General features: G+C 49.8%; 9 protein-coding genes. 2 read left to right on the top strand and 7 right to left on the bottom strand.

What is annotated here, in order from left to right; all coding sequences use genetic code 11:
• Positions 1-158: 158 nt before the first annotated feature.
• Positions 159-2,078, top strand: a complete 1,920-nt coding sequence (gene dhaR / locus FTE26_RS18450; protein WP_001385778.1) for a dihydroxyacetone kinase operon transcriptional regulator DhaR — start codon at positions 159-161, stop codon at positions 2,076-2,078.
• Between the two features lie 99 nt (positions 2,079-2,177).
• Here the strand turns inward: dhaR and FTE26_RS18445 are convergent, their stop codons facing one another.
• The 3 genes from FTE26_RS18445 to pth form a co-directional block, all read right to left on the bottom strand.
• Positions 2,178-5,063: an autotransporter outer membrane beta-barrel domain-containing protein gene (locus FTE26_RS18445; protein ID WP_001348353.1), complete on the bottom strand. Its 2,886-nt coding sequence runs from the start codon at positions 5,061-5,063 to the stop codon at positions 2,178-2,180.
• A gap of 840 nt (positions 5,064-5,903) precedes the next feature.
• Positions 5,904-6,995 carry a redox-regulated ATPase YchF gene (ychF, locus tag FTE26_RS18440; protein WP_000505866.1) on the bottom strand — a complete coding sequence of 364 codons (1,092 nt, stop codon included), beginning with the start codon at positions 6,993-6,995 and terminating at the stop codon, positions 5,904-5,906.
• 116 nt (positions 6,996-7,111) lie between these two features.
• Positions 7,112-7,696, bottom strand: a complete 585-nt coding sequence (gene pth, locus FTE26_RS18435; RefSeq protein ID WP_000152933.1) for an aminoacyl-tRNA hydrolase — start codon at positions 7,694-7,696, stop codon at positions 7,112-7,114.
• 277 nt (positions 7,697-7,973) lie between these two features.
• Between pth and ychH the strand changes: the two genes are divergently transcribed.
• Positions 7,974-8,252, top strand: a complete 279-nt coding sequence (ychH, locus tag FTE26_RS18430) for a stress-induced protein YchH (protein WP_000823885.1) — start codon at positions 7,974-7,976, stop codon at positions 8,250-8,252.
• A 54-nt stretch (positions 8,253-8,306) separates the two neighbouring features.
• On the opposite strand, the gene dauA is transcribed toward ychH, so the two are convergent.
• The 4 genes from dauA to lolB form a co-directional block, all read right to left on the bottom strand.
• Entirely contained in the window at positions 8,307-9,986 is a 1,680-nt protein-coding gene (gene dauA, locus FTE26_RS18425) for a C4-dicarboxylic acid transporter DauA (RefSeq protein WP_001033352.1), read from the bottom strand.
• A gap of 124 nt (positions 9,987-10,110) precedes the next feature.
• Positions 10,111-11,058 carry a ribose-phosphate diphosphokinase gene (gene prs, locus FTE26_RS18420; protein WP_001298109.1) on the bottom strand — a complete coding sequence of 316 codons (948 nt, stop codon included), beginning with the start codon at positions 11,056-11,058 and terminating at the stop codon, positions 10,111-10,113.
• Between the two features lie 150 nt (positions 11,059-11,208).
• Positions 11,209-12,060, bottom strand: coding sequence for a 4-(cytidine 5'-diphospho)-2-C-methyl-D-erythritol kinase (gene ispE, locus FTE26_RS18415; RefSeq protein WP_001260314.1), 852 nt, complete (start codon positions 12,058-12,060; stop codon positions 11,209-11,211).
• The gene (lolB, locus tag FTE26_RS18410; RefSeq protein WP_001130692.1) at positions 12,060-12,683 is read right to left on the bottom strand and encodes a lipoprotein insertase outer membrane protein LolB; all 624 of its coding nucleotides are present in this window, start codon (positions 12,681-12,683) and stop codon (positions 12,060-12,062) included. Before lolB ends, ispE begins: the two co-directional genes overlap by 1 nt.
• Positions 12,684-12,855 lie beyond the last annotated feature (172 nt).

Below are 12,855 nucleotides of genomic sequence, written 5' to 3'. Positions count from 1 at the left end.
GAATCCATTGTGCATCAGGCAAGGGAAAAGAAAATTAGCCCAAATTATGTTTCATAGTGAAACATATGCTTTAATGAATGTTCCATATTGAAACTTTTACGTGTATTAATACTTAAAATTGCGAGCCGGAACACCTTTTGTCATAAGGGATGCGGGATATGAGTGGCGCTTTTAACAACGATGGTCGGGGCATATCTCCCTTAATTGCAACCTCCTGGGAGCGATGCAATAAGCTGATGAAACGGGAGACATGGAACGTACCACATCAGGCCCAGGGCGTGACATTTGCTTCTATTTATCGGCGTAAGAAAGCGATGCTGACGCTCGGGCAGGCTGCGCTGGAAGATGCCTGGGAATATATGGCACCGCGAGAGTGTGCGCTGTTTATCCTCGATGAAACCGCCTGCATTCTCAGCCGTAATGGCGATCCGCAAACCTTGCAGCAGCTAAGTGCACTTGGATTCCATGACGGCACGTATTGCGCCGAGGGAATTATTGGTACTTGTGCGCTATCGTTAGCGGCTATCTCTGGTCAGGCCGTGAAAACGATGGCCGATCAACATTTCAAACAGGCACTCTGGAACTGGGCCTTTTGTGCAACGCCGTTGTTTGACAGCAAGGGCCGATTGACGGGAACAATAGCGCTTGCGTGTCCGGTTGAGCAAACTACCGCAGCTGATTTGCCGTTGACGTTGGCAATCGCCCGAGAGGTCGGAAATTTACTGCTGACGGACAGTTTGCTCGCTGAAACTAACCGTCATTTAAATCAACTTAATGCCCTGTTAGAAAGTATGGATGATGGCGTGATTAGCTGGGACGAGCAGGGTAATTTGCAATTTATTAATGCCCAGGCGGCGCGGGTCTTGCGCCTTGACGCGACGGCAAGTCAGGGAAGGGCAATCACTGAACTCTTAACGTTACCCGCCGTATTGCAACAAGCAATAAAACAGGCACATCCGCTCAAACACGTAGAAGCAACCTTTGAAAGTCAGCATCAGTTTATTGATGCGGTGATAACCCTTAAACCGATAATAGAAACGCAGGGAACCAGCTTTATTTTGTTGCTCCATCCTGTGGAACAGATGCGGCAGTTGATGACCAGTCAATTAGGAAAAGTCAGCCATACCTTCGCTCATATGCCACAGGACGATCCGCAAACCCGCCGCTTGATTCATTTTGGTCGCCAGGCGGCGCGCAGTAGCTTTCCTGTCCTGCTTTGTGGAGAAGAGGGCGTGGGAAAGGCACTGCTAAGTCAGGCAATTCATAATGAAAGCGAGCGTGCTGCAGGTCCTTATATCGCCGTCAATTGTGAGTTATATGGTGATGCGGCGCTGGCGGAAGAATTTATTGGTGGCGATCGCACGGACAATGAAAATGGCCGTCTGAGTCGGCTGGAACTGGCACACGGCGGCACGCTGTTTCTTGAAAAGATTGAATATCTGGCGGTGGAGTTACAGTCTGCTTTGCTTCAGGTTATCAAGCAGGGGGTTATCACGCGACTGGATGCGCGGCGTTTAATACCAATTGATGTCAAAGTGATTGCCACAACGACCGCGGACCTCGCAATGCTGGTGGAACAAAATCGTTTTAGTCGCCAGCTGTATTACGCGCTGCATGCATTTGAAATTACCATCCCGCCTCTGCGTATGCGGCGTGGCAGCATTCCGGCGCTGGTGAATAACAAATTACGCAGTCTTGAAAAACGCTTCTCTACGCGGCTGAAAATTGATGACGATGCCCTCGCTCGCCTGGTTTCTTGTGCATGGCCAGGCAACGATTTTGAACTTTACAGCGTCATCGAGAATCTTGCTCTGAGTAGTGATAACGGGCGCATTCGCGTCAGTGATTTACCTGAACATCTGTTTACCGAGCAGGCGACAGATGATGTCAGCGCCACCCGCCTTTCCACCAGTCTGTCATTTGCGGAAGTTGAAAAAGAGGCAATTATTAACGCAGCCCAGGTCACAGGCGGTCGCATTCAGGAAATGTCGGCTTTACTTGGGATCGGCCGCACTACGCTGTGGCGGAAAATGAAGCAACATGGCATTGATGCAGGGCAGTTTAAGCGCCGGGTATGAAAGACAGAAACGATTTCTGATACATCAGAGTGATCTGTATTTCATTCCGGCGCACGCTAACAATTTTCAGCATCGTTTAAGGGCTTGTCTATCCCGCACTTAAAAGCTGAAGCGATATCCTCCGTTGACTTGCTTCTGATCAAAGAGGTTACCCTGCGTGTAATCCGCTTCGAGATAGAATGTGTGCTGTTTGTTATACTGTGCACTGACTCCCACGCCGTTATTCCAGCCATTACCTTTGAAACTGTACTTCTCCCGGGAGTTGTTCAACAGATATTCGGTATCCCCTGAAAACTCGCGGATAGCGCCAGTCTTCACATAGACATTCAGCTGGCTGTTGCCTGCGGTGATGTCATACCCCAGTATCATGCTGGCACGCCCCAGCAGCGATTCGTAGTGATTCAGATGTATATTGAGGCCATTACTCGCCTTCATAGCCATTTCATTCTGGTGGCTGTATGTAAGCTGGGTTTGCGGCTCTATATAGAACCCATAACCAGTAGGGGACAGGTTGAACCTCTGCCCGGCTTCCAGGGAGATGCTCATTCCATTCGCAGTGCCGTTGGCGTTAACGCCGTTGTTCTGACTGTCCAGTACGTGGAAACTATTTTTCTGGCGCGATGCTTTTATAACGAGATCGCTGTAAAAACCGTTTTGTGCCATGTAACTGGCGTACATTCCCATGTAGTCTGAACGTGCGGTACCGTCGCCTCCGCTATAGTCCGGCGATGCATGTGTTGAGCCAATATACAGACCGACATACAACGGCATTACATCAGAGAGACGTTTATCCCCACCAAACTGGATACCGCTGTAACCCATGTCAAAGCCGCTCAGTTTGCCACTGGCAAAGGAGTCCAGGCTTCCCCCATAACTGCGCAACCAGATATTACCGTCTTTACTCTGATTTCGCAGGTCACCCATCCGTTGCATCAGCGTACGGTTTTCAACATAGTTTAATAAGTAACCGACATTGAGATAATTGCCGCCAGCATCTGCGGTCGTGGTGGGTTTAGGTGTGGGAGTGGGGTTAGGCGTAGGATCGGGTTCAGGCGTAGGATCGGGGTTGACTATGGGAGGCTGAGCGGGAGCCGGTGTTGGTTCAGGATTAGGAGTCGGTTCCGGAACTGTCCCGGAAGCGTAAAGCTCCCAGTTAGTGCCATTTTTACGCACATCGTACAGATATCCCCCCAACTCAACCTGAGAAGACGCGCTGAACGAGGCCGCACCGTCAGTGGTTTTTACCACTGTCAGAACTTCATTTCCCGTAGTGGCCTCGCTGCCCTGGTTGCGGATAGCCAATACGTGATTACCAGCACTACTTCCGCTGATATTCAATAAATCCCCTTTATTATTAACGCCATTACCCTCGCCAACAACATCAGCACGCATAATAAAGGTACTGTTACCGCTCAGGTTCTCTACGTTTAATGTGGCAAATGTGCCGGCAGTTGACCCGTGGCTGGCAAAATCGACAGTTGAATGGCTCAGCGCCAGCGTGTCGAGATTAGAATTACTTGTTACGTTCCAGACGCTGTTATTCATTGCAACGTCCAGTTTCCCGCCATTGACATTATCGCTGAGGGAGGAACCTGTCCAAACCGACCCTGGGTGCATATCTAGATTGATTAGCCCACCTTTGGAAAGAACGCTACCGTTGATAAGCATACGACCCGAGGCGTTGATGCGGCTGGCGGCATAACCATCGTCATGTTGCGTTGCAATGGCCATCTGGTCGGGTGTACTCATATCAATGACCAGATCGCTCGTGAGGTCGATCTGGCTGTTGGTCATGGCATAAATTCCCCTGGCTCCTGCCGCGCCGGTGATAGCTAAACTGTCTCCGGTTATTCTACCGCCGCTGAGCGCCCACAAACCCAGCGCCAGACTGCCATTACGATCAACTGTAATATCGGTATTTTGCATGTTGACAACAGCCGTTGCCGTCTGGGCCGAGGCACCATAAGAACCGCCGGAAAAGATGCTGTTTCGTTGCGCTGCCGTGCCAGAAAAATTGATTGTCGCGTCTGAACCACTGGTGACGAGGCCACCGCCCTGCGCGGAAGAAATATGGCTATCTGCACCGATAGTGGTTGTACCACCACGAACTTCGACGCCATTGGCCGCGGCTCCAGTTACATCAACAGTGAGTGCATTCGCGCTAACCTGGCCAAAGCTCCAGAGGCCGTGTGCATTATCGCCATTGGTTTTAATGGTACTGTTTGTTCCGAGATCGACAACAGAGTTTTTCTGTACGTTTATCCCCATGGCGCTGTAGCCCTGAACATCGATTGTCAGGTCTGTCGCCGTAAAACGCGCAGCACCATTGGCGTTATTGCCGTTGAGACCACCGATATAAACACCTGTACTTCCATCGGTCGTGATTTTACTTCCGCTTCCAAGATCGACACTGGTGCCATAGTCATTGATGGTTAGGCCTATACCGTTCGAGTTTTCAATGGTGAATTGAGTGGCTGTTAGTGTTGAGCTATGCCCAATAATGATGCCGTCATCGTTACTCTTAATGGTGCTGCCTGTGCCTAAGTCAGCATGGGTATAGTCACCAATTAAGTTAATGCCGATGGCAGAGGTTTGACTAACAACATCTACTGTGAGTCGGTTAGCTGTCAGGGAGCTGTTTTTGCCCTGAATAATGATTCCTTTTGCATATCCAGAGGCGTCGTTGACATTGACGGTGACATCATTACCCAGGTTGATATTGCCAGGCGTGTTTCCTGCTGGGGTCATTACACCATAGAGGTTTCCTGATGGATCGGCGGTATCTCCTGTAATTCTGTCACCATCATTAATAGTAATATTGGTGCCATATTGACTTCCTGTATCAGCAGCTATCAGCAGGGGGGAAAAGATAATTGCATTCAAACCAATAGCGCCAAATTTTATCAGTTGAATTGAGGGCGAACGGATTTTTAATTCAGCGAGACGATCTGCTTTGGTATTCCCATTGTGTTGTTTGATGCCCATACCACTCCTATATAGTACCCAGACTATGGGTCTATGGATTTTGTCATTTTGTTTAAATCAATGAATAATATCCTCTTATCATCATGATATTTGTATGGTGCAATCATGATGAGCTTCTCAGAGAATAATTCTCTATTACCGGGCAAAATCAGGAACACAGGAATTAATATATATTTAACATCCCCCTTACAAAGGTGGGTTTATATCGAGTTATTCCCTAAGTTGTCGTTGCTTATTCCAATTCGTTACTATAAATATGGCAAAAATATTACAACAAACAGCGGTTAAAAAATTTGGTGAAGATTTTTTGTAATAATCCTAATTAGTTATGGGAATTTCGCTTGATGTATCTGCATAACAAAAACAATATGCGCCATTTTTGCATTACTAATAAGAAAAAGCAAAAAACATCGATATTCATTTTTGGTCAATGGGTTTTCTGGCCTATCGTTGTTATTGTGCTACTGGTTATCATTTTCATCTTGCCAGGATCGCACGTAATCACGTTATTCGGGGACTTTATCTGCGGGATATTACCCTTCAGGTAAGTCCTTTTCTCGCCAGCATATTGGAGCGTGATCAATATTGATCAGCTGTGAAGGGGGTGATGTGTAGTGGACCAAAACTTACGTTATATCACTACTAATGAGATATCCGTCATCTGACACTGATGTCTTTAATTATTCTCGTGGTTCACTGTAGGCAATAAGCACAAAAGTGTAGGATGTTACAAGAATGATTAGGACTCGGTGAAATGAAAAATCCACGCAATTGCGTGGATTATATATACTTTTGCGCTCTTCATGAGATTTAGCGAAACCTCATGAGACAACAAATTAATTAGACGTTGAAAAGGAAGTTCATCACATCGCCATCTTTAACGATGTAATCTTTACCTTCTGCACGCATTTTGCCTGCTTCTTTCGCGCCTTGTTCACCTTTGTAAGTGATGAAATCTTCAAACGAGATGGTTTGTGCACGGATAAAGCCTTTTTCAAAATCAGTATGGATTTTGCCCGCTGCCTGCGGCGCGGTTGCTCCAACCGGAATGGTCCATGCACGCACTTCTTTCACCCCAGCGGTGAAGTAAGTTTGCAGGTTCAGCAGCTTATAACCGGCACGGATCACACGGTTCAGGCCCGGCTCTTCCAGCCCAAGCTCCTGCATAAACTCGTCACGTTCTTCGTCGTCCAGTTCGGCAATGTCTGCTTCAACAGCAGCACAAACCGGAACCACAACAGAACCTTCTTTCGCCGCGATTTCACGCACCTGGTCAAGATATGGGTTGTTTTCAAAACCGTCTTCGTTGACGTTGGCGATGTACATTGTTGGTTTCAGCGTCAGGAAGCTCAGGTAACGAATAGCCGCTTTCTCTTCAGCGCTTAAATCCAGCGCGCGCAGCATACCTGCATTTTCCAACTGGGGCAGGCATTTTTCCAGGACCGCCAGCTCAGCTTTCGCGTCTTTATCGCCACCTTTGGCTTTCTTCTGTACGCGATGAATCGCACGTTCGCAGGTGTCGAGGTCTGCCAGCGCCAGTTCGGTGTTGATAACTTCAATATCGTCAGCCGGGTTAACTTTGCCGGAAACGTGAATGATGTTGTCATTTTCAAAGCAGCGAACAACGTGACCGATCGCTTCGGTTTCACGGATGTTGGTCAGGAACTGGTTACCCAGACCTTCGCCTTTCGATGCGCCTTTTACCAGACCGGCGATATCGACAAATTCCATGGTCGTGGGAAGCGTACGTTGCGGTTTTACGATTTCAGCCAGTTGATCCAGGCGAGGGTCAGGCATTGGTACGACGCCTGTGTTCGGCTCAATGGTGCAGAATGGAAAGTTGGCCGCTTCAATACCGGCTTTGGTCAGCGCGTTGAACAGGGTAGATTTCCCGACGTTGGGCAAACCGACGATACCGCATTTGAATCCCATGATTTAAATCACCTTAATATCTTAATAATCAACCTGTTATTGCTAACAGATTGCAGAAATGGAAATAACTTTGCCTATTATACACGGCACTCGGCAAAAATGCCGCAGACAACGACTTATTGCGCTTTAAAGGCGTGCAATCGGTTCGTTGCTTTGGTCAAGCCATCTGTAAACCACATTTCAGTACAACGCGCCGCTTCGTCGATGGCTTCATCAATTAACTTCTGTTCACTAACAGGCGGTTTGCCTAACACAAAACCGACAACTTTATTTTTATCGCCCGGATGACCGATTCCGATGCGTAAACGGTGAAAGTTAGGGTTATTACCCAATTTACTGATGATGTCTTTCAGTCCATTGTGACCACCATGGCCACCGCCCAATTTAAATTTGGCGACGCCAGGAGGCAGATCCAGTTCGTCGTGGGCCACCAGAATTTCGTCCGGATTAATGCGGAAAAAACTGGCCATCGCCGCAACGGCTTTGCCGCTGAGATTCATAAATGTAGTCGGGACTAACAGGCGGACATCTTCGCCTCCAAGAGTGACTCGCGAAGTATAACCAAAGAATTTAGCCTCTTCGCGCAGCGGAGCGCGCAAACGCTCTGCCAGTAAGTCAACGAACCAGGCACCAGCATTATGTCGCGTTGCGGCGTATTCAGCACCGGGGTTCGCCAGGCCGACAATCAATTTAATCGTCACGTTTTTTTGTCCTGAGTGTGTACATAACTGGCGCGTAGTTTACTGGTTGCGGCCCCGCTTGACAAAAAACTGCGTATCAAATGCAGATAACGTAATAATTGCATGAGTGGACTATTAGAAAGTCAAGGTGTTCAGGCGTTTATTTGTAAAGTTTTGTTGAAATAAGGGTTGTAATTGTGATCACGCCCGCACATAACCCACAGGGTGTTGTCTATACTTTACACATAAGGAAGAGGGGTATTCCCTGTTACAACCCAGAAAGTTCCGGAGGTGACATATGAAACGCAAAAACGCTTCGTTACTCGGTAACGTGCTCATGGGGTTGGGTCTGGTGGTAATGGTGGTCGGCGTGGGGTATTCAATCCTCAACCAGTTACCACAGTTTAATATGCCCCAGTATTTCGCACATGGTGCAGTGCTAAGTATTTTCGTCGGTGCCATTCTCTGGCTGGCGGGTGCCCGTGTTGGCGGGCATGAACAGGTGTGCGACCGTTACTGGTGGGTTCGCCACTATGACAAACGTTGCCGCCGTAGCGATAATCGCCGTCATAGCTAACAAATAATGCAGTTTGCTGACCAGTCAGTTTGCGCTGACTGGTCAATCTCGTACTTATAAATCCGCCATCGCCGCGCGACGATTCGGGAAGAACGCCAGGCGTCCCGGGATCGGTTGAATGCCAGCGCGAGCCATAGTGCGCAGTGGCTGGAATTCCACGTTGCACACGCGCAGTTCACATCCCTCGGGCAGACGCTTCACAAAACGCTGGAACGCATCAAGACCACCAGCATCAAGTACCGGAACCGCATCCCACTTCAGAATCACAATCCGTTTGCCTTCAAGACGTGACTCCAGGTCCGTGAACAAGCCTTCAGCAGCAGCAAAAAACAGCGGGCCAATAACGCGCAGAACCAGGACATCGTCTGGAACATCTACGACTACCGGTGCCAGGCGAGTCATACGTGCGATACGACGCATAAACAGCAGCGATGCCAGCACGATCCCCACGCTGATGGCAATAACCATATCAAACAGCACGGTCAGCGACATGCACAGCAGCATGACAATGATGTCATCTTTCGGCGCATGACGCAGCAAGTCGACCACTTTGTGCGCTTCACTCATGTTCCACGCCACCATCAACAGCAGGGCAGCCATGGCGGAAAGCGGCAGCCAGGAGAGCAGCGGTGCCAGTACCAGCAGGGCAAGAATAACCAGAATAGAGTGGATCACCGCCGAGATAGGGGAAGTTGCCCCGGCACGGACGTTAGCGGCAGAACGCGCGATGGCAGCTGTAGCGGTAATGCCACCAAAGAACGGAGCGATGATATTCCCCAGTCCCTGTCCAACCAGTTCGCTATTCGCCTTGTGTTTCGTCCCGGTCATACCATCCAGCACCACGGCGCAGAGCAGAGATTCGATTGCGCCGAGCATTGCCATTGAGAATGCCGCAGGCAGCAGTGTGCGAATAGAATCCCAGGTTAGCGTGAATTCTGAATTAGGCAGATCCCACGGCAGCACCAGTTGCGGCAGCAGTTGCGGAATACCGTTACCCTGAGAACCATCGGCCAGGACGTAGTGGAATTGCGAACCGATGGTAGCAACATGTCCGCCGAGCAGGTTAACAATCCCCATCACCGCGCAACCAGCCAGCAAGGCCGGAAGGTGACCGGGTAAACGAATGCCCAGACGCGGCCAAAAAACAAGAATACCTAGCGTCACAATGCCAATGGCAGCATCACCCACATTAATGGTCGGCAGCGCCATAAATAATGCGCCGACTTTTTGTAGATAATGTTCCGGGACATGGGCCATTTGCAGACCGAGAAAATCTTTAATCTGCATGGTACCGATGGTGATCCCGATACCCGAGGTGAAACCTAAGGTGACGGAAACCGGAATATACTCAATCAGGCGACCAAAGCGTGCCAGACCCATCAGAATCAAAAAGATCCCCGACAGCAAGGTCGCAACCAGCAGTCCTGCCAGTCCAAACTGTTGCGACACGGGATAGAGAATTACCACAAATGCCGCAGTCGGACCGGAAACGCTAAAGCGTGACCCACCCGTCAGAGCAATGACAATCCCCGCAACAGCTGCGGTATATAAACCGTACTGGGGTGCCACACCACTACCAATAGCCAACGCCATCGCCAGCGGGATAGCAATAATCCCGACGGTTATCCCGGCAATCAGGTCACGGGTAAACCGTGCGGCAGTATATTTTTCTTTCCAGCAAGCGTCGATCAGAGCGCGGAAAGGCATCACATGTGAGGAAAATATTTTGTTCACAATAATGTTTCATCCGTGAGCGCATCATCTGTCAACTAAATGGCAGGTGAAGGAGGCATAGGTCATACAAATGGATATTACAGACAAAAAAACCCGCCGCAGCGGGTCTTTGAGCCGGGTTCGATTAGTGTTCGAACATGGCAGAGATCGATTCTTCGTTGCTGATACGACGAATCGCTTCGGCCAGCATACCTGACAGGGTCAGAGTACGCACGTTCGGCAGTGATTTGATTTCATCGCTCAGCGGAATGGTATCGCAGACAACGACTTCATCAATTACAGAGTTACGCAGGTTGTTCGCCGCGTTGCCAGAGAAGATCGGGTGAGTCGCGTACGCAAATACACGTTTAGCACCACGTTCTTTCAGAGCTTCAGCAGCTTTACACAGCGTACCGCCAGTGTCGATCATATCATCGACCAGTACGCAGTCACGACCTGCAACGTCACCGATGATATGCATCACCTGGGAAACGTTCGCACGCGGACGACGTTTGTCGATGATTGCCATATCGGTATCGTTCAGCAGCTTAGCGATAGCGCGGGCACGCACAACGCCGCCGATGTCCGGAGAAACCACAATTGGGTTATCCAGATTCAGCTGCAGCATGTCTTCCAGCAGGATCGGGCTACCAAATACGTTATCAACCGGAACGTCGAAGAAACCCTGAATCTGTTCAGCGTGCAGATCCACTGTCAGCACACGGTCAACACCGACGCTGGAGAGGAAGTCTGCAACCACTTTCGCAGTGATTGGTACACGAGCGGAACGGACGCGACGGTCCTGGCGCGCATAGCCAAAGTAGGGGATAACAGCGGTGATACGACCTGCGGAAGCACGACGCAGGGCATCAACCATAACGACTAATTCCATCAGGTTGTCGTTAGTAGGGGCACAAGTGGACTGGATGATGAAAATATCACCACCGCGTACATTTTCATTAATTTGTACGCTGACTTCGCCATCGCTAAAGCGACCTACAGCGGCGTCGCCGAGTGAAGTGTACAGGCGGTTGGCAATACGTTGTGCTAGTTCCGGGGTGGCGTTACCAGCAAAAAGCTTCATATCAGGCACGAGAAGAACCTCAGGCATGCGTCCATTGGTGGAAAGAATCTGCCGAAAACTGTGCGGGCCAGGCATGATCCTTTCCAGGCGGTGTATTAAAGAGCGCGATGCAACGTCTGGAACAAGGTGACGTTGTCACCGAAACTCAGCTTGCCCGGCTTAAAGCATGGCTCTGTGCAATGGGGAAAGATTAACGCCTTTCGCCACAAAGCCATTGAGCCATTCCGGGGCTTGCTCTAGCACCTGGCGGGCTTCAGACTCTGTATCAAATTCAGCAAAGACACAGGCCCCTGTCCCAGTCAGGCGCGACGGGGCGTATTCTAACAGCCAGGAAAGCACCGCATCAACCTCGCGAAAACGTTTTCTTGCGATAACCTCGCAATCATTGCTGAATTCACATTTTAGCAACGTTTCTATTGACCTTTTTGGCGTATTGCGCGGGAGTTCAGGATCTTTAAAAATCACCGGAGTCGGAATACTTACACCAGGGTGCGCCACCAGATACCACTTCTCTGGCGGATCCACCGGCGTTAGTATTTCACCAACGCCTTCGGCAAACGCGGCATGCCCCCGAACAAAGACAGGAACATCTGCGCCCAGCGTCAGCCCCATTTCCGCCAGCTCATCCATGCTTAGCCCGCATTGCCAGAGATGATTTAATGCCACCAGGACCGTCGCGGCATTGGATGAACCACCGCCGAGACCGCCGCCCATCGGCAAACGCTTGTCAATGCTGATATTCGCACCGCTTCCCGTCGGAAGACGCCCGCTGTCTGCCGCAGTTTTTATCAACAATCGCGCTGCGCGAACGATCAGGTTATCTTCATGTTCCACGCCTTCAACGGGCGTTAACAGACGAATATCCCCATCGTCACGAAGCTCAATGCTGATGGTGTCGCCGTAATCAAGAAACTGAAACAGCGTTTGCAGCGTGTGGTAACCATCCGCACGCTGACCGGTAATGTATAAAAACAGATTAAGTTTTGCCGGAGAGGGCCACTGTGTCCGCATTATTTCACTATCCAGTTATCCATTTTTAACTTGATGCGTTGACCACCGTCGGTGAGTTCCATATTGGCTGGCATCGCAGGTTGCGTTTTGGTGTCATAACCACCATAAACAACCTTCCAGTTTTTGCCATTCTGGCTGTAGGTAATTTCGCTCAGGCGGTACTGGTCGTCCAGTTTGTAGTCGGTTGCATCACCCGGTAAACCTAAAATCCACTGGCGCAAGCTGTTGAGCGGAATTGGCATTCCGGTCAATTTGCCAATCATCTCTTCGGCGTCATCGGCGGTATAACGCTGACCTTTATTGTCGACTAACTGCACGTTACCCGGTTGAGCATTCAGCTCCAGTTCCGTGCTGCCCAATGGGTTAGTGAGCAGCAGACGGTAGCGATCCTGGCCGGTTTGCTGCCAGAAAAAGCGGGCGTACACTTTTTGTTGGTCAGAAATATAAGCGAACGCGCCGCGAGTCTGATACTGATTAAGATTGCGCACGTCTTGCTGATGCTGACGCCATTGTGGCGAATCCGGGCTTTTGCCAGGACCTTTGGGCGTGGTAACGGAACAGGCAGTAAGCACAAGAGCAGCCAGCGGTAGCAGGCGGATAAGACGAAAATCGGGCAGGGGCATAGTGATGACAAGTCCTTGAGATACGTTGCAGTTATAACCCTTAATGCTAGCGTTACCGTCCGCTATCGTCTATGTTCAAGTTGTCTTAATTGCCAGAATCTAACGGCTTTCGGCAATTACTCCAAAAGGGGGCGCTCTCTTTTATTGATCTTACGCATCCTGTATGATGCAA

Source organism: Escherichia sp. S10b (assembly GCF_028421345.1).
Taxonomy (GTDB): domain Bacteria; phylum Pseudomonadota; class Gammaproteobacteria; order Enterobacterales; family Enterobacteriaceae; genus ECMA0423.
This window is presented reverse-complemented; position numbering and strand designations above follow the sequence as displayed.